This window comes from Aureibacter tunicatorum (assembly GCF_036492635.1).
Classification (GTDB): domain Bacteria; phylum Bacteroidota; class Bacteroidia; order Cytophagales; family Cyclobacteriaceae; genus Aureibacter; species Aureibacter tunicatorum.
Window position 1 is genome coordinate 190,733 of sequence record NZ_AP025305.1, and the last position, 19,108, is coordinate 209,840.

Here is a 19,108-nt window from a genome sequence, read left to right on the forward strand (position 1 = left end):
AAATAAAGACAAGCCTTAATCTTGTTTGAGATAAATACAGAGAAGTGTTGTTAATGTGATTTCAAAACAGCTTTAAAATGAGGCAATATTCAACGTTTGAGGGTATGTGAGGGTGATATTGAGGGTGTGAATTTATATTTTTACATATATTTAATTTGAAGAGTTATATTTTACTTTTTGGAAAAATATGCACTTGTGTTCCCCTCTTTTATGCTCCAATGTTGTGTCTAATATGCTGAATTGTGAAATTGGATTTCATAATCTCTCTGTCAGAGATGGACTCCTGATAGTCGGAAAATTGGCATTAGTTTGGGTAAGCAATTGACGGAATTTGGAGCTCCATGTCGAGATAGAATTCGCTTTTTAGACGAAGAGTGAGAGGCCTTTTTTGGTTTCTCACTTTTTATTATTTGTACAAAACCACTATTTGAGTTAAATTAGAGGGATTTATTTTTTATTATTCCTTCAAAAAATAGCTAACTAAAACTACTACACATGAAAAAGTCAAGTTTAGCCTTCGTAGCATTGCTGGCATCAGGGATGTTTTTAGAGTCATGCAAATCAAAAAAAGTAGCCACTGCTATTGACAGTGGAGAGGAAATCGAAGTGATCATTCCTTGTTCTGGAGAAGAATATAAATCGGATGAGGATTTTATCAGAGCGACTTCTATGGGTGAAAGTCAAGATTTGACGCTTGCTAAGAAGAAAGCAAGAAACAATACCCTGCAAGAATTAGCGGGAAAGATTCAAACCACGGTTCAAGTAGTCGTGGATAATTATCAAAATTCGACTGAGACACAGGATGGCGAGGTGATTCAAAAAAGGTATGAGGAGTTAACCAGAGAAGTCATCGAACAAAAAATCAGCAATTACATCACTGCTTGCGAGAAGTTGACGAAAACCAAGAATGGCTCTTATAGATCGTATTTGGCTTATGAGATCAAAGTTGATGACTTGCTTACGCCATTGAGCGACAAGATTAACCAAGACGAAATACTAAGAGTGGATTATAATTATGAAAAGTTCAAAAAAACTTTTCATGACGCGCTTAAGAATCAATAGTAATAAAAGATATGAAAATTTATATGTTCATTGGATCGCTGTACCCCATCTCATAGGCGATCCTTTGAACCATTTTTGATTTCTTTAAGTGTTGATATGAATAGAATAGTATTTAGAGTGTTCATTTTGATCCTGATGCTGAGTTCATGCAAGGCTAGCAAGATGAAAAAAAGGGCTTTTGAACTGGAACAGAGCGGATCCTTTGACGAAGCGGCGAACTATTATTACAAGTCTCTTTTAAGCAATGACAAAGATGTAGAAGCTATACTTGGATTGAAAAAGAGCTCTCAGATTATTCTGGACCAAAAACGCCAAGATTTTCAGAAAGCTTATAGTGTCAAGGATTATAAATCTGCGACATATTTGTATTTGGATGCTTTGTCTATTGTAGAGCGTGCTGAAGAATTCGGAATTTCGCTATTGAGACATAGTGATTCTGAGATCTATTTTAGAGAGGCAAAAGAAGGATATTTAGGCAATAGATATTCTGCGGGAATGAGAGAGCTTACGGCTGGAAATTATAGCGGGGCCAAGCTTGTATTTGAAGAGATCGTGAATATAGATTCTCAATTTAGAGATAGCGAAAAGCAATTGGAAGTCGCCGTAAAAGAACCTAAATATTTAAAAGGTATCTCTTATTTGGACGCAAATCAGCCTAGAAAGGCTTTTTATGCATTTGAAGAAATAAGGCTATACAAACAATCTTCCCAGTATATGAAAGAAGCCAAGGAGAAGGCAAGGTTTGTAATTGGCTTGGTCTCATCAACGGGTTGGACAAGTCAAGGAAAGTCCAAGGCGAAGGATTATATCTACAGCCATATGAGTCATATCGATTCTCCTTTTTTGGAATTTGTGGACATCGACGAAAGAACATTGGCACAAAGCAATAATACTGAACGTTTGCCAAAAGGATTGAAGGCAATTATGCGAGTGGATGTGGACCAATATGAGACTAATACAGGTAAAAAGGAACAACGCAGAAAGAAAGCATACCACAAAGTGGCGACAAAGTCAAAAAACGAGGCTGGCGAGGAGGTGACGAAATACGATTATCGCAAAGTCTGGTATGATGAATATTATCAGAAGTCCACTTGCCATATTTCATTGCAGTATAAACTAATTTCAATCTTTGATGGCGTGATATTAGCCAGCGGATATTTGACGGATTCTGTTGAAGACGAAGTTGAGTATTCAATTTATGATGGTGGGGCTAAGAATTTAGTTCCGGGACAATGGGAATCGAAAAATGAAGCTTCTCCGATAGATAAAGTTGATTTATCGTCGGGCTCTATATCGAAATTGAGAAGCCAGTTCGATAATCGAATGAAATTAAAGGGTTCGGAAGAGTTGGCGAATAACTTATTGTCTGAATTTTCCAGCAAGATTAATTTAGCCATTTTGAATTATGATCCTGAAGATTAATCGCTTTTTGATTATTTTATTGGTTTTTGCTTCATGCGCTGGAGCTAAACGCGACGCAAAGTTTGAAGATTTGCCCGAGTGGGTTAAAATGAAACCAAAAGTTTCTGGTCGATATATAGGAATAGGCAAAGCGTCTCGTAGCGGATATCCGGATCAATACAGAAAAGAGGCTGAAAGAAATGCGTTGTCGGATCTGGTAACTCAAATATCTGTTAATGTATCCAGCAGTTCATTGCTTTATGATATTGAAGATAGCCAGACTAAATCATCTTATCTTTTCAATAGGGTTAAATTGCATGCCGAGGATATGGTGGAAGGTTATCAAGTTGATCAGCAGTTTGAGTCGGTAGATCAAATATGGGTGATGTGCTCTATTTCCAAACTTGAGTATGAAGCCAGGAAAAAAGCTCGAAAAGAGCAAAATTTGGCCAATTCTCTAAAGAGCTTTGTGCAAGCTGGTGGATACTATGATCAAGGCAAACATGCTTTGGCTATTCAAACTTACCTGAAGGCATTGTCTTATATAAGTCAGTATTTTGACGAATCAACTTTGGCGGAGTTGAATGGCGAGGATATTGATTTGGCGAATGCATGCAAAAAAAAGGTTGTTGACATTATCGATTCGATCAGAATTGAGCCTGTAAAAGATATCTTTATTGATAGAAAATCGCTGGAAGTTGGAATAAACAAGGCGATGTTTGAAACTAAAGACGCATTGGGCCGAAACGTATTTGATTTACCCTTTGACTACAAAATCATAGACAATTATTACTCCTCGTCGACAGAATTCACTGATAAGCAAGGTAGAGGGTTTGTTGACTTGAAAAACTTTGAAAAGCATGTTCAAAGCCAAACATTGGATATAAACATAACTTTGGAAAATATTGCTGAAGAGTATACTGCTGATTTATTGGTAAGAGGCTTGTTTCATGACAGCTTTGAAGCGGATAAATTATTAAAGTTAGCGGTTCAAATTAAGCAACCTGAACTGATGATTGATTTCGAAGGTATTGAGTATGCGAGGTTAAACCAAAGAATAAAAGAACAGCTTGTAGATAAGGGTGTGAACTTAGTTCGTGAAGGAAGAAATGCTACAAAGTTGAGTATTAGAATTGATAGAGTAAGCGAAGAAGCTTTGTTGATAAAAGCATCTTTGAATGGAGAAGCTATTAAGGAAGACAAGTCTTCCAAAATCCAGTTGCTTGAGTCCGATGATATCTATGCCGAGGAAAGCAAATTGATTTGGGCTTGGCAAAAAGATATAATGCCGATTGTCGATAGAAATGTAATAGGTGAAGAATGAAGCCACTTGAGAAAGCGGCTTCAAATATGTTAATGCTCTAAATAAGCTTGCATTTCAATTCTGGATATTGCTTGAGTTCTTCCAGAAGTTTACTATCAGGATTTACCGTATAGTTTCTTGACATCGTGTCAACTTGGATTTGATTTCCTCTATCGATTAGTTCTATATGGTAAGGAATCGATCCGGGGTGCTTCTGCGGGATTTCAGTCATGAATTCAGCGATACCTTCGTCAAGTTCTTGAACATTGACAGAGATTTTGAACCCTTTGCAATATTTATCTTTAACATCGCTTAGCAATTCGATTTGACTGATTTTGAAGTCAATTCTGGTTTCATCCCATCTTTGTCGTTGCATTTTGCCTTTGATGAACAAGAACCAGCCTTCGACCATGTATTGCTTGAAGCGCACATAATCCTCAGAAAAAAGGAAGAATGTGAATGAGCCTGAATAATCCTCTACTGTTAGCGTTCCAAATGGTTGGCCTTTTTTGGTAAATCTATGTCCAATTTGGCTTACGCAACCACCGATAGTGATCTCTTTGCCGATCAAGCTCTCAGGGTTGTCTTTGCTCAGGTCCGCAATGCCTTGATTGCAAAAGTTTTCAAGCTCTAGCCTGTAATCATCCAGAGGGTGACCGGAGATATAAATACCGACAACTTCTTTTTCTTTATTAAGCTTGTCCATAGTGCTCCACTCTTCGCAAGTTGGAATCTCAGGCTCAGGCATTTGCACGCCTGAATCACCGCCAAAAAGAGATGTCTGAACCGAGTTCTCGCTTTCTTGATGGGAAGCGCCAAACTTTATCGACTTTTCGAGCAAGCTTAATCCTTTTTGATCTTGGGCAAAAAATTGGGCTCTATGAATATTCTGAAAAGAATCGAAAGCTCCGGCCAGTGCGAGGTTTTCCAACGTTTTTTTATTGGCAGACCTTAAATCGATTCTTTTAGTAAGGTCGAAAATAGAGTTGAATGAGCCTTTATTGCTTCTTTCCTTGATGATTACTTCTACAGCCCCTTCTCCAACACCTTTGATTGCACCAAGGCCGAAACGAATTTCTCCATTATTATTTACCGTAAAGTCCAATTGGGATTCGTTGACATCTGGCCCCAATACAGGAATTCCCATTCTTTGGCATTCTTCCATAAAGAAAGTAACCTTTTTGATGTCATTCATATTATGCGTTAGCACCGAAGCCATATATTCTGCCGGATAATTGGCTTTCAGGTATCCGGTATGGAAAGCAACTACAGAGTAACATGTTGAGTGGGATTTGTTGAAAGCGTAAGCCGCAAACGCTTCCCAGTCTTTCCATATTTTATTCAATCTTTGCTCGTCATGGCCTCTTTCTTTTCCTCCGTCGATGAACTTAGGCTTGAGTTTTTCCAGCAAAGCAAATATCTTTTTACCCATCGCTTTACGAAGCATATCGGCTTCACCTTTGGTGAATCCTGCGAGCTTTTGAGACAGAAGCATCACCTGCTCTTGGTAAACTGTAATACCGTAAGTTTCGGCAAGGTATTCCTCCATGTCACCCAAATCATAGATGATAGGCTCTTGTCCATGTTTACGGGCGATAAAGTTTGGAATATACTCCAATGGCCCTGGACGGTACAAGGCGTTCATGGCAATAAGGTCGCCGAATTTATCGGGCTTCAAAGCTTTAAGGTGCTTCTGCATTCCCGGAGACTCAAACTGGAATGTACCGTTGGTCTCTCCTCTTTGGTAAAGTTCGTATGTCTTGCTATCATCAAGAGGAATTTCATCTGGATCTATTTCCACGCTATGCCTTTCCTTGACGATCCTGATGGCATCTTTAATGATACTTAGTGTCTTTAGGCCTAAAAAGTCCATCTTCAGCATTCCAGCATCTTCCACTACAGAGTTGTCAAACTGTGTAACAAGAAGGTCAGCGTCCTTGGCAGTGGATACAGGAATGAATTTACGTATATCATCCGGAGTAATGATTACTCCGCAGGCATGGATACCAGTATTCCTCACTGAACCTTCCAATACTCTGGCTGTGCTAACTACTTCTCCTTCCAGATTAGGTTGCGCGGCAATGCTTTTTAGTTGATGAGCCATATCCATCTGCTCGGAATTGAGCTTGTCAGAAAGTTGTCTGTCATCCATGCCAAAGAGCTTTTTCAGCTTCATGTCAGGAACTAGCTTGGCTATTCGGTCAGCATCAGGAAGAGGAAGGTCAAGTACTCTTGCAGTATCTCTTATGGATGATTTTGCAGCCATTGTACCATAGGTGATGATATGCGATACTTGGTTAAAGCCATATTTGTCAACTACCCAATTGATGATTCTCTGTCTTCCTTCATCATCAAAGTCAATATCAATATCGGGAAGCGATACTCTGTCAGGGTTTAGGAAACGCTCAAATAGCAGGTCGTAAGCAATAGGGTCAACATTTGTAATTCCGATGCAGTATGCCACAGCGGAACCTGCGGCAGATCCCCTTCCCGGACCAACTGAAACACCCATTTCTCGAGCGGCAGAAGTAAAATCCTGTACGATTAGAAAGTATCCCGGATATCCAGTCTTCTCTATAATCATCAACTCAAAGTCGAGCCTTTCTTTTATCTCAGGGGTAATCTCATCATACCTTTTCTTTGCTCCTTCAAACGTCAAATGCTTTAGAAAGGCATTTTCACCTCTTTTGCCACCGTCTTCCTCATCTTTGGGGTCGATGAATTGTTCTGGAATGTCAAAGGCAGGAAGAAGGACTTCTCTAGCGAGCTTATATGATTCGCATTTTTCGACGATTTCATTGGTAGTGACGATAGCTTCAGGAAGATCTTTGAAAAGCTCTTTCATATCAGCTTGACTCTTGAAGTAGAATTGATCGTTAGGAAATCCGTATCTGAAGCCTCTTCCCTTCCCTATCGGTGTTGATTGCTTCTCTCCATCTTTCACGCATAGCAAAATATCGTGAGCGTTCGATCCGTCTTGATTCTCATAATAGACATTGTTGGAAGCGAAGTATTTGACACCGTATTTTTGTGCGAAGCCAAATAATACTTCGTTGACGTGATCTTCTTCAGGCAGTCCATGGCGAATTAATTCTACATAGAAGTCATCTCCAAATTGTTCATGCCACCATTTAAATGCTTCTTCGGCTTTTTCTTCGCCGACATTAAGTATAAGATTTGGAATTTCACCATTTAGGCTTCCCGTGAAAGCCATTAAGCCTTCTTTGTATTCTTTTATAAGTTCTTTATCAATTCGAGGATAACCAGCGTATAATCCATCGATATAAGCCAGAGAGCTCATTTTTGCCAAGTTATGATAGCCTTCTTTGTGCTTGGCTATTAGCACTTGATTGAATCTGCGATCCGGATTGTCTTTGGTGAATTGTCTTTTTTTATAATCTTCGGCCACATAATATTCACAGCCTAATATCGGTTTGATTTCAGCCTTGAGTGCGTCCCTAACAAAGTGAAAGGCCGCCATCATATTTCCATGGTCCGTTAACGCCACGGCAGGCATGCCGTCTTCTTTGGCTTTGTTGACGATTCCTCCTATTTGACAAGTTGCTTGCAATACCGAATATTGAGAATGCACATGCAAGTGCGAATAAGGAATATCTGTCAGATCAATGTCTGAAGCTTGACTGGTAATTCCAGAATCGCTGTCCTCTTCTGCGAATTCGACATTATCAGGGGTGTAAGGCTCGATATTCAGCCCTATAAGCTCAATGGTCTTGGGGTTATTATCCTTAAATACCTTGATAACGTCTTCTGTGGTGCCAAGCCTTTCATGGCCTATGACATCTATTCTGATTAATTCCAGAAAACACCTTGCCGTGGCTTCAACATCGGCAGAGGCATTATGGGCTTCTGCGAATGCTTCGCCAAATAGTTTCGTATGCAGTTCCGTCAGCGTAGGCCATTTGAATTTGCCACCACGACCCCCAGGGATGGCGCAGTAGTCGGTGGCTTCATCTTTGGTATCAATGACAGGCATGTCCATGATCAGGCCGGTATCCCATTCACGTCTGTCGTATTCTGCTCCCATGATATTGACGTCAAAGCCAATATTGTGTCCAACAACGAATTTTGATTTTTCCACGGCCTTGGAAAATTCTTCCAATACATAATCAAGAGGCATACCTTGCTTCATTGCTCTTTTGGTAGAAATACCATGGATCTTTTCAGCATTAAATGGAATGGTAAAGCCGTCGGGTTTTACGATGAAATTCTTGACTTCCACCAAGTCGCCTTTTTCATCATGAATTTGCCAAGCCAACTGGACTAGCCTTGGCCAGTTTTCATGGTCGGTGATTGGCGCGGAAAAGTTCTTCGGAAGTCCGGTGGTCTCGGTATCGTAAACTAAATACATATTTTAAAGAAAAATCTTGGTACACAGGGAAATATGAATAGGATAGAATGAAATAACATATAATCATTGAATATATCATACTCACGCCAACCGAATCAAATTTATAAGCAAAATTAAAGTTTTTTTAATGGAAAGCCATGAGGGCATTCCGATATTTGAGTGTAGGAATGAAGGCTTTAATTTTTGAGATTAAGAATCTATTCTGCTACTTTTGCGACTATTTCCTTGATTAACATATATATTATTGAGGGAATTACTACGTTACTGGGAGAAATAAAGGCCTGTTATGGCATTATGGACTTCTAGTCAAGCAATTAAATAAAGTGTATTCTTAACATCAACAATATGACTTATACAGACCCTTCGATAGTAGAATTCAAGAAAAAGCTTGAGGAGCAACATAGTTTTCCTGGCGATTATGTATTCAAGTTTATCGTTGCCAATGACAAGGTTGGAGAAGTGGAAAATTTGCTTCCTAACGCTAGTTGGAGTAAAAGGCCCTCAAAAAATGGCAAATATGTGAGTATGACGACTAAGCACAAGGCTTCGTCCAGTGAAATTGTCATTGACACATATATTAACGCCAAAAAAATAGAAGGCATAATTTCTTTATAGAAAGAAGAATAAGTAAATTAATTCATATCATTAAACAATTTAACTGGTATTAGGCTTTATAGAATGATTAATTAAAGCTAGTCAGTTAAATTGTTTATGAGAATTTTTAATAAATCATTTGCCATTGTTCTTGCGTTGGTCTTAAGCTTGGCTAGCGAAAAGCTATTTGCTCAAGAATTTGATTATCCTGCGGGTTATACTTTTTGCAGGCCCAATACATCAAAAGTTGTAAATGCCCATGTAAGCGGGCTTTCCGGAGGGGAGTTTTCTATTTCTCCTGAAAACCAAGGAGTGTCGGTCGATCCCAATACCGGAGACTTATTAATTACAAATCAAGTATCTCCATTACCTAAAGATTACACAGTTTCATATACATTTAGCGATAGAGGAACGACCCAAGCCGTTTTAACAGGTGACTTGCGAGCAGCCTTGTCATCTGGAGATATGGCTTCAGGGATCAAGTCTCAAGCTGGAGTCATTTACCTTTCGAATATTAAAGTAGGTTCTCCCGAGCAAGGAATATATAGAGTAAGGCTTGAGGGGGCTACAGCTAGATTGACAAGGGAGACGAGTTTGAATGATATGCGAGCTCATATCGCTCTAGGTCCTGTGGAAACGGAATTTGAGAACAAGCTTTTCGGTATTGAGACAGGCTCTAATGCTCGGTTGTTTTATTATAATACAGATGGATCTGATAATTGGGCAGTAAATCCTATCGCTCGAATTAGTAATGGAGCCGCTCAATTGGCTTTTGATTCCAAGGGGAACATACAGTATGGGTCTGGTCAATACGTCTATCAGATTGATAAAAGCCAAATAGATTTAAATAATGGCTCATTTTCAAGGACAATTTCTCCCAATAAAAAGTATCAAATGTATGATAGAGGCAGGTTGGTTCATTTTTCAGGTGGTGATTTGATATATGATAGTTATGATACGCTTTATATCACGACAACCTATAGCGGAAGTGGTACAGGAACAAATTCAATTATTTACAAAGCCTTTTTGGAAACAAACTCATCAGGAACAGAATATTTCAAAGTTTATGATTATTTGATAGTGCCGGGCAAGGTGACAGGTTTCTCAAGAAATGTTGATGGCTGTTTGTATTATACTGTCAGAGGAGCTAGAAGTCTTACAAGAGTTCATGGTTTTGTTTCGGACTGTGGAAGACCATCAACTATTTCCCAACAGATCTCTGTTGTAGCGGCTCCTGACGGTGCAGAGTTTAATTATCCAAAGCAAACCTTTTGTTCGGCTGATATGGTTGCTGTTCCGACTTTGAGTCAAGGGAATTACTTTGGAACATTGAAAGTGAGTCCATCTACAGGAATAGTTTGGAAAGATTATTCTTTGGGAAAGATCGATTTGATAGCTTCGGAACCGGGAACTTATCGAATTACGAATACGCTTGTTACTGATTGCAGGCCCACATATACTTATGAGCAAACAATTACAATCTCGGACCCGCCAGCTTTGCAAACTATTGATGTAAGTAAATGCACAGGGGATGTGGCGAATGTACGGGATTTGGTTCCAAATTATCAACAACTCATTGATCAAGGTCTTGAAGTAGTGGTGTATGATAATTATCAAGCGGCTATTGACGGAAGCTCAGAGCATCAAGTTGATCCTGATAATATACCTATTGGCTTTTTCTATATTAGAGCATTTGATCCCAATAGTGGCTGTTTTAATGTGTTAAGAGCGGATGTGCTTGAGATAATCGCGCCGAATATTACGGTTACTCAAGAACCAGATGTAGCTTGCGATGGTAGTGCTGTTGACCTTAATACAATAATGTTTACGACTAATATTCAAGACCCTTCAAGGTTGAGCTTATTGTTTTTTGAGGACGAGCAGTTGACAATACCTGTTCCAGACCCTTCAAATGTATTGACTTCAGGTATTTATTGGGCCGTCTTGAGGGATAATGTTCATGGGTGTGAATCTCCTAGCCCTGCGATGGTTACTGCTGTAATCAGGGATAGGGATATTGCTGAATTTGATTTTGATGATTTTTGCGAGGATGCTTCAGGCCGTCCTGTCTTAGATGATGGAACTATTAGAGGGGGGATGTTCGCATTTAGAGTTGAGGGTTCTGGAGATCCATTTGGAGTGATTGCCGGGCCTGCAATGATAGACCCAGGCTCAGGTGAAATTATAGGAGGAGTTGCGAATGTAACTTATGAGGTAAGATATTTTACAGGAAGCAGTCAAGAGTCCTTGTGTCCGAGCACAAGTGAGGAGACAGTTACCGTTTTAGAGGTTCCTGACCCTTATTTTGAGTATGAAAAAGGGACATTTTGCAACTCAGAGTTGCAAGCGGCACCGACTGTAATTCGTACTTCAGGAGGTGTTTTTAGCTATAATGCATTGACGCCTTCAGCTCAATTGGATCTTAATACCCAAACAGGAGTTGTAAATGTAATAAATAGCTCAATTGGGGATTTTGAAATAAAATATGCAGTCAGTCAAGGAATTTGTTCCGATGAATATACCTTTAGATTTTCCATACAAGAAAGCCCAAGCGCGTCTTTTGAGTATTTAGATGGAGATTTCTGCCAAGAGCCAAGACAATTATCACCTCACTTTACAAATCGAGGGTCAGCAGGAATTTTTTCGGCGAGCCCGGATGGATTGGCTATAGATGCCAGTACAGGAATTATTGATTTGATTAATAGCAGTCCAAATACTTATACAGTTACCAATACTATAGAAGCTGTTGGCGCTTGTCCTAGAGAAGAGTTCAGCAGTCAGGTGAAAATTCTTGAAAGTCCTAATATTCAAGTTCAAAGAAACATCGTTTTTTGCCAAAGCGCGGGAAAAGTTGATATAAAGGATCCTACATATTTTGTTGGAGATTTAACAGACTTTACTTTGGAGTTTTTTGATCTGGGACAAGCGAACCCAATGCCGTTGCCTCCTGATGATGCTGACAGAGTTTTAGTTGGAGCAGGAGCTTATAGGGTTGTTATTACAAAACCTGATGGCTGCATGCAACAAGCTGAAATGAATGTGATAATGCTTGAAGAGCCTATGATCAATATTTTGAGCCAGCCTTCAGCGCAATGCGAGCCTGCTTCATTTGATTTAACTCAATTGGATGTCGAAGTTATTTATTTTAATGATATGGGAGGCAATCCGCCTTTGAAATACTATACAGATAGTATTGATGCGGTTAATGATATTGATCCTATAGTTGATCCGACAAATGTCGATGGTGGGCCAAGGCCAAACGGCAAGGAATATTTTATAAGAGCGGAGAATACACAAGGTTGCGTTACCATTTCGGACGCTATTAATGCGATAAGCGTTCCAAGAGATGATGCTTCTTTTGACTTGGAAGATTATTGCGAGGGAAGTCAAAATCAAGCCACGAATATTGCGACACCTGGGGGAACGTTCAGTTTTGCGGATACAGGCTTGGATTATATTCCAAATTCGGATAATGTTTCAATCAATACATTTACAGGTGAAATATATAATGGAGTTGGTGGTGAAACATATTCAGTAAGGTACCGAACGAATATCAATGTTGAGAATCCAAACGCAGGTGTTTGTCCTTCCGAAATGGATAATGATGTTACAATATTTGAAAATCCGATATTAATAATCACAGACCCACCGGTCGCCTGCTCCCCTGATAGAGTGGATCTTACTTCACCTTCGATTGTGGATGGGAGTACAATGGTAGGCGTTACATTTAGTTATTACAAAACTATGATTGACGCGATCGAAAAGCGAAACCCTATTCCTCTGAATGAAGCAAGAGCTATAGATGCGGGGACGTATTATATTAGAAGTGAAAATCAAGATGCGTGTTTTGAGGTTGGAGCGGTTGTAATTAGAATAAATTCTCCTGCTCGAATTGATTTTAGTCTTGGCGATGAGGCAAGATTATGCGCTTTGGATCAATATCAAGTTCAAGGAGTAAAGTTGTATCAAGCGGATTCATTTGAATGGACTACGGATGGAAGCGGAACCATTTTGAACCCCATGTCTGTGAGCCCTATCTATAATTCGAGTGTGGGCGATGGCGGAAGGGTTGTCAACCTTATATTAAGCGCAAGACAGAGTGAGGGTTGCACTGAAACAGTGAGTGATACTTTTGCTATTGATGTAAAAGCTAGACCATTTGCAGACGCTGGCACAGGTATGGTGATATGCACTACGCAAAAGTCAGTGACATTATCCGGAACGGCTTTGAATGGAGTCGTAAGATGGGACAGTTATGGAAGCGGAAACTTCAGTAATAGGGATGCGATCAATCCGAGATACTATTTTGATCCTTTGGATTCGCAGTTAGGCTATGTTGATTTTGAGTTGACTGTTTCTGACCCTGAAAATATTTGCATCTCATCTTCTTCAGATGTGAGAATCGAATTAGAACAGTTTAACGATTCAGATTTTACTTATCCTAAATCCACCTATTGTGTGGATAATGTATTGGAAGGCACTGGAAATCCGCCAAGAGTCCAGCTAAATAACATTGTTTCTCCAGATTTTGTGGCTTCGCCCGGAGGATTATTTTCAGCTACGCCAGCAGGTTTGAATATTGACCCGAATACTGGAGATATAGATTTGAACTTGAGCGATGAAAATAAGTATTTAATCACCTATACTAGTTTACCGACTCCTGCTTGTTCTTCTCAACAGACTACTATTGACTTTGAAATAATAGAAACGCCTAATGCTTCATTCTCCTATCCCAATAGTTCATATTGTCAAAGCGACGGTAATCCAGTTCCGATAGTTCCGGTAGGATCTTCAATTGGAGAGCTGTTCTCTATTCCGGAAGGAATTCAGTTTGCGAATAAGAATATAGGTTTAGTTGATTTGATAGCATCTGAACCAGGTCAGTATAGAATTGTGAATCAGATACTGGATACCGTATTTTTTCATGACACATTTACTATATGCAGGGCCTCGGACACTGTTGATTTTGAGATAAGACCAAGACCTGATTTGGTAATAAATGATCCCTCGCCTATTTGTGATGGAGTTGATATAGCGATAAATACGCCTGACATCACTGCTGGAACACCGGATATTCAGGATTTAGAGTTTTCATATTATTTGAGCTTTATAGATGCTATAGAAGGTTCTGGAGATAATTTGGTTCCGAATCCTTCATCTGTCGGAGGAGGAAATTACTATATAAGGGCAGTAAATCGTATTAGCTTATGCGCAAGAGTAGATACAATCAATGTCATTCAAAATAAAAACCCTGATGTAACCATAGTCAACCCAGAGACGGTCTGTAAGCCGGGCAAGGTTGATATCACATCAAATTCAGTAGTGATGACCGATGCTGATAATAACCTGTTTTTTAGATCGTATCAAGATGCTTTGGAAAATAGAGATCCTCTTACAAATGCTGAGGCTATGGCTATTGATGTGACTGGTGAGTTTTTTGTTAGGTCGTCATTTGTGAATACTTGTTATACTATAGCCGGGATTAGTGTTGAAAACCCTGAACTTCAAGACCCTGCGTTTGATTTTCCAGATTTTTGTCCAACAGATGATAATATGCCAGAAGGAATTGTTACTCCGGGAGGTGTTTTCAGTTTGCTAGGCAATTCTCGAAGACCTGCTGTTATTGATTCAAGAACAGGTCATATATCTGGATTTACGCCGGGAAGCACATATTCTGTTCAATACAAGACAAATGGGCAATGTCCTGACTCAACGAGCTTGCGTGTATTAGCGAAAAATTTCGATGATGCGTCTTTTATATTCAATGATTTTTGTTTTGAGGATGCTAATGGACCAAATTATATAGCCATACCGGGAGGAAGATTTTCATTGGGCGCACAAAACCCAGGAGGAGCTAGTATCGACGCTCAGACCGGAGTATTGTCAGATTATTTATCAGATGCGACTTATGAAGTAGTGTATAATACAACTGGAGCCGCTGGTTCAATATGCCCTAATACTTTTACAGACCCTGTTCATGTTATTCAAAGAGCTGATTCAAGTTTTTACATCGAACCATTTTGCGCGGATAATCCAGTTGAAGCGATAATCTTGGGAGATCTCAACGGAACGTTTGATTTTGTAAGACAGCCTGGAGATGGCGCGCAAGTTAATCCAGTCAATGGAATGATCACAGGAGGAATCCCCGGTAGAGAATATTTGGTGTCATATACCACGCCAGAGCCTTGCCAAACAGAAGGTTTTCAGGTCGTTAGAGTTCTTGAAAATGATGATGTGGATTTTGAGTTTGACGACTTTTGCGTGGGTGTTTATGCCGCTCCAAGCACTTTTAGCCCAGCAGGTGGGATATTTACGCTTGTAGACAATCAGAATGTAGGAGAACAAATTGATCCTTTGACAGGCCGAATCACCAATGCTATTGCTGGAAAGTCTTATAAAGTGCAATACACAGTAACTCCTTCCAATGGACATTGTGGAGGAGAAGTTGTTAAAACGGTAAGAGCGGTTAATCCATTAAGATATTGTCCTTCTGATATTGTTGTTAATCATACCGATCCTGGAATTTGCGGAGCTCAGGTTGTATGGACAGAACCAGTGGTGAGCAATAGTTGCGATTTCTTAACGATAACCAGCAATTTCAACTCAGGGCAGATTTTTCCAGTAGGAACTACTCTAGTGGAATATTCTATTCAGAATAATTCAGGGACGGTCATAGCAACTTGCGATTTTGCGGTTACAGTTGAAGACAAAGAGCCTCCTATGATATTGAATGATGGAGAGATAATCACTATTGTCGCTGATAATTCAAATATAGGAACCGTTCCTGATTTGAAGGATGTACAGGATAATTGCGCATTACTGTCCGTTACCCAGAATCCCATTGAAGGGGAAAGGTTGGCAGTAGGTTCTTATCATGTGGAAATTGACGCTTTTGATGTTGCCAGAAACGCCTCTAAAGGGTGGTTGACTTTGGAGATAGAGTCGTCTCCGGAATCGCAACTGAATTGTGTGGACCCTGTGACTGTGCAAGCTGATCAATCATGCAGAGCCCCTGTAGTGGATTTGAAGTCGGAGTTTGGAGCTATTAACCCTCAACTATTCAATATTCGCCAAGTGCCGGAGGCAGGAACATTGGTTGATGCTGGTATCGTTGAAGTGACTTTATTTGGAACGAATGATGATGGAGGCATAGATTCTTGCAGAACCTTTTTGAGTATTGGTAGAAGTCCTGAAGCTATTTGCGAGGATATTGATATATACCTAGATTTCTCTGGACAAGTTCAGATAGATCCAATGGAGTTGAATGGAGGGTCTTACGATCCTTGCGGTTCATTGGATGAAGTAGTTTTTAATGCGCAGAGAACCAGCTTTAGCTGTGCTGATATTGGCGAGAATGAGGTGAAATTGACACTGACTAATTCTGTTGGTTTTAAATCCTCATGCTTATCAGTAGTGAATGTGATAGACACTTTGTCGCCTGTGGCATTAGCCAAAGACACAGATATTTATCTGGACATTAACGGTTTTTATAAGCTTGGACCTGATGATATCGATGACGGATCGTTTGAAAGTTGCGATAGAATGCTGAAAAGAACAGTAAGTATGGAAGTGTTTGAATGCAATAGTTTGGGCTTGAATGAGGTGACTCTAAGCGTAACGGATGATGATGGCAATACTTCTCAAGCATTGGCTAGAGTGAATGTGATAGACGCGATAGCTCCTGTTGTTTATTGTCCTGATACCATTGAATTGATCGCAACGCCTCAAGAGTTGCCTGACCTTGTAGTGAATGTGATTGATTCGTTGAGACCAGAGGACATTATCGAAAATTGCACTGTTCAGTCGTTGTTCCAATTGCCTGAATTTAGAACCGTGTTGAATTATGGGGATAATGCTGTGGATATCGTAGCTATAGACCAGTCCAATAATGTCGGCAAATGCAAGACTATAATAAGAGTGAATAGGGATGACATACACTTCCCTTCAACTGAAAGAATACCAATTAATGAAAATTGCATGGCTTCGCTACCGGATTATGGTCAACAGTTAACTAGTATGAATCCAGGCGTTACCGTGAACTTTCAATCTCCGGGACCTGGATCGGAGTTGGATTTAGGGCAATACACTGTTTTGATTGGCGGAGTTGATGTTGATGGCCTGGATTTTAGATTGATACTTGAAGTGGAGGTGTACGATGATATTCCTCCGGTTGCCAAATGCAAGGACTATACAATTACGCTTCCCCGTAGAGGAACTGCAAAGCTTAATGTGAATGACATAGATAATGGTTCTTATGATAATTGCGCTCAATCGGTGAATCTTGAATTGAGCAAAACCGAGTTTGGTTGCGATGATCTAGGTGTTGATGAAGTTGTTTTGACTGTGACGGACAAGTATGGCAATGAAGCGTCTTGCAATGCTTTTGTCACTGTGGAACCATATCAAGATGAATTGATTCAAGGTTGCCCAGCTGATTTGGTTGTAAATAACACTTACAATGAATGTGGAGCGAGAGTTTATTGGATTCCGCCGACCTTGGTTTCAGATTGCGGAGAAATAACGTCCAATTATAAACCGGGTGACTTCTTTAATATTGGAGAAACCACTGTGGAGTATAGAGCATTCTCAGGCAATTTCGATCAAATCTGCACTTTTACGGTGACAGTGAATGACAGTCAGAGACCTGAAATCACTTGTCCTCCGAACATTACCTCTTGTGTCAGTTATGTGGAGGTGCCTATGCCTGAGATCAAGGGCAATTGCAATATAATTGAACTCAGAAACTCCTTTAACAATACTGATAATGCTAGTGGCGATTATCCTGTCGGGGATACGACTTTGGTGACATGGTTTGTGGAGGATAGCGCTAAAAGATCCGCCAGATGCATGATGACTGTAGAGGTTGCGCCGAAGATAAGCGTAAGCTTGAATAGGTACGATACTACGCATTACGACAGACCTATACAGTTTACGCCTACAGTTGTAGAGGCGAACAGGTTTTCTTGGATGCCTACCAAGTTTTTGAATGATCCGAATATTATGAATCCAATATGCACGCCAACAGAGAGTATTGATTACACTTTATCTGCTTGGTATGAAGGTTATCGAGAGTGCGCGATAGAGAAAGAAACGAGTGTTTTTGTCATTAGAGGACTGGATATACCTGATGTTTTTACTCCTGACGGAGATGGAATTAATGACACTTTTGAAATCATAGGCATAAGTTACTATCCACAGGCTAAAGTGAAAGTCTATGACCGGTCAGGCAATGAGCTTTTTGTCTCTTCCGACGGATATGAGGATGAATGGGATGGAAGGAAAAATGGATCCGATTTGCCAGTTGCGACATATTACTACGTCATCGAATTGAATGATGATGAGAATAATAAAATTAATGGAATAATTACAATTATACGATAAATAGCATGTTAAAGAGAGCGTATTTGTTGATTGCTTTATTTGTTGTCTATTTTTCAGACTGCAATGCCCAGATGCTTGAGTATTTTGGACAATATGTTGAGAATCAATATTTGATCAACTCGGCGACAATAGGGAAAAATGGTTTTATGGATTTGGATGCTGGCGCTAGAAAGCAATGGGATGGCATCAATGAATCTCCCGAGACGTTTTTTTTCGCCGCAAATTTTGGGTTGAATAGCTGGAAACCCAAAGAGTACCCGATCGGAGGCTTGAGAATGGGTGAAGATAATGATGTTTTGAAGTTGGCGAAAGAAGAAGGTGAAAGAAGGTTCATGTTCGGATTGGGAGCATTGGTTTATTATGACAAGTATGGCGCTTTTGAGACCGTTAATGTAAAGTTGGCGGGAGCCGTTCATTATCGAATTAGCGAAAGGTACAAGGTTAGTTTGGGCTTGGGAGCGCTTTGGACAAGGGATAATTTTATCCAAGAGAACGCCAGCAAATTAGTGAACCCCAACGACCCTACTTATTTGCGATACGCGAATGATTATGAAAATAGAAAGTTCTACAATTTTGATGGCGGAGTGTATTTGTATTCTGATCGATTGAATTTGGGGTACTCGATTACTACGGTTGATAATAGGTATGTAGTGGATGACAGAAGCAATGTGTCGAAATTGTATTTAAGCCATTTGCTAATGGGAAGTTATATGATACCTCTTTCTCATAAGCTGGAATTAAGACCTACTCTTTTGATCCACATTGTGCCTCCTGCTCCAACAGTGTTGGATTTCAATTTGCTCTTGTATTACAAAAGGCGAATATGGGTCGGAGGATCTTATATTTCCAATAATAGTTGGATCGCTATGATAGGAGCCAGATTTGTCGATAAGTATAAAGTATCATATAGTTATAGCATGATAGAGAATGATTTGAGCAGATACAGCAATGGGTCTCATGAAGTAATTATAGGTTTTCAAATTCGTTAAATAATTCTG

The 19,108-nt window shown here is 39.8% G+C and carries 7 protein-coding genes; 6 read left to right on the plus strand and 1 reads right to left on the minus strand.

What is annotated here, in order from left to right; genetic code table 11:
- Positions 1–495 precede the first annotated feature (495 nt).
- The 3 genes from AABK36_RS00725 to AABK36_RS00735 all read left to right on the plus strand — a co-directional run bounded on the left by AABK36_RS00725 (position 496) and on the right by AABK36_RS00735 (position 3,787).
- Complete coding sequence (locus AABK36_RS00725; protein ID WP_309937098.1) at positions 496–1,062, plus strand: hypothetical protein; 567 nt, start codon at positions 496–498, stop codon at positions 1,060–1,062.
- Positions 1,063–1,158: 96 nt separating this feature from the next.
- A complete protein-coding gene (locus tag AABK36_RS00730; protein WP_309937099.1) occupies positions 1,159–2,484 on the plus strand; it encodes a hypothetical protein in 1,326 nt (441 codons plus the stop codon).
- Positions 2,468–3,787, plus strand: a complete 1,320-nt coding sequence (locus AABK36_RS00735) for an LPP20 family lipoprotein (RefSeq protein WP_309937100.1) — start codon at positions 2,468–2,470, stop codon at positions 3,785–3,787. The genes AABK36_RS00730 and AABK36_RS00735 overlap by 17 nt, the downstream gene beginning before the upstream one ends.
- Before the next feature lie 37 nt (positions 3,788–3,824).
- Here AABK36_RS00735 and dnaE read toward each other — a convergent pair whose 3' ends face one another.
- Entirely contained in the window at positions 3,825–8,135 is a 4,311-nt protein-coding gene (gene dnaE, locus AABK36_RS00740; protein WP_309937101.1) for a DNA polymerase III subunit alpha, read from the minus strand.
- A gap of 345 nt (positions 8,136–8,480) precedes the next feature.
- Here dnaE and AABK36_RS00745 point away from each other — a divergent pair, with 345 nt between their 5' ends.
- From AABK36_RS00745 to AABK36_RS00755, 3 genes are all read left to right on the plus strand, one after another.
- Positions 8,481–8,750 (plus strand): DUF493 family protein, encoded by a 270-nt coding sequence (locus AABK36_RS00745; protein WP_309937102.1) that lies wholly within the window; start codon positions 8,481–8,483, stop codon positions 8,748–8,750.
- A gap of 96 nt (positions 8,751–8,846) precedes the next feature.
- Positions 8,847–18,110, plus strand: a complete 9,264-nt coding sequence (locus AABK36_RS00750; protein ID WP_309937103.1) for an HYR domain-containing protein — start codon at positions 8,847–8,849, stop codon at positions 18,108–18,110.
- A 5-nt stretch (positions 18,111–18,115) separates the two neighbouring features.
- Positions 18,116–19,099 carry a PorP/SprF family type IX secretion system membrane protein gene (locus tag AABK36_RS00755; RefSeq protein ID WP_309937104.1) on the plus strand — a complete coding sequence of 328 codons (984 nt, stop codon included), beginning with the start codon at positions 18,116–18,118 and terminating at the stop codon, positions 19,097–19,099.
- Positions 19,100–19,108 lie beyond the last annotated feature (9 nt).

Bases quoted from the DNA above. Each gene is read 5' to 3' on its own strand.
- AABK36_RS00725 (WP_309937098.1), top strand. From the start codon at position 496: ATGAAAAAGTCAAGTTTAGCCTTCGTAGCATTGCTGGCATCAGGGATG.
- AABK36_RS00730 (WP_309937099.1), top strand. From the start codon at position 1,159: ATGAATAGAATAGTATTTAGAGTGTTCATTTTGATCCTGATGCTGAGT.
- AABK36_RS00735 (WP_309937100.1), top strand. From the start codon at position 2,468: ATGATCCTGAAGATTAATCGCTTTTTGATTATTTTATTGGTTTTTGCT.
- dnaE (WP_309937101.1), bottom strand. From the start codon at position 8,135: ATGTATTTAGTTTACGATACCGAGACCACCGGACTTCCGAAGAACTTT.
- AABK36_RS00745 (WP_309937102.1), top strand. From the start codon at position 8,481: ATGACTTATACAGACCCTTCGATAGTAGAATTCAAGAAAAAGCTTGAG.
- AABK36_RS00750 (WP_309937103.1), top strand. From the start codon at position 8,847: ATGAGAATTTTTAATAAATCATTTGCCATTGTTCTTGCGTTGGTCTTA.
- AABK36_RS00755 (WP_309937104.1), top strand. From the start codon at position 18,116: ATGTTAAAGAGAGCGTATTTGTTGATTGCTTTATTTGTTGTCTATTTT.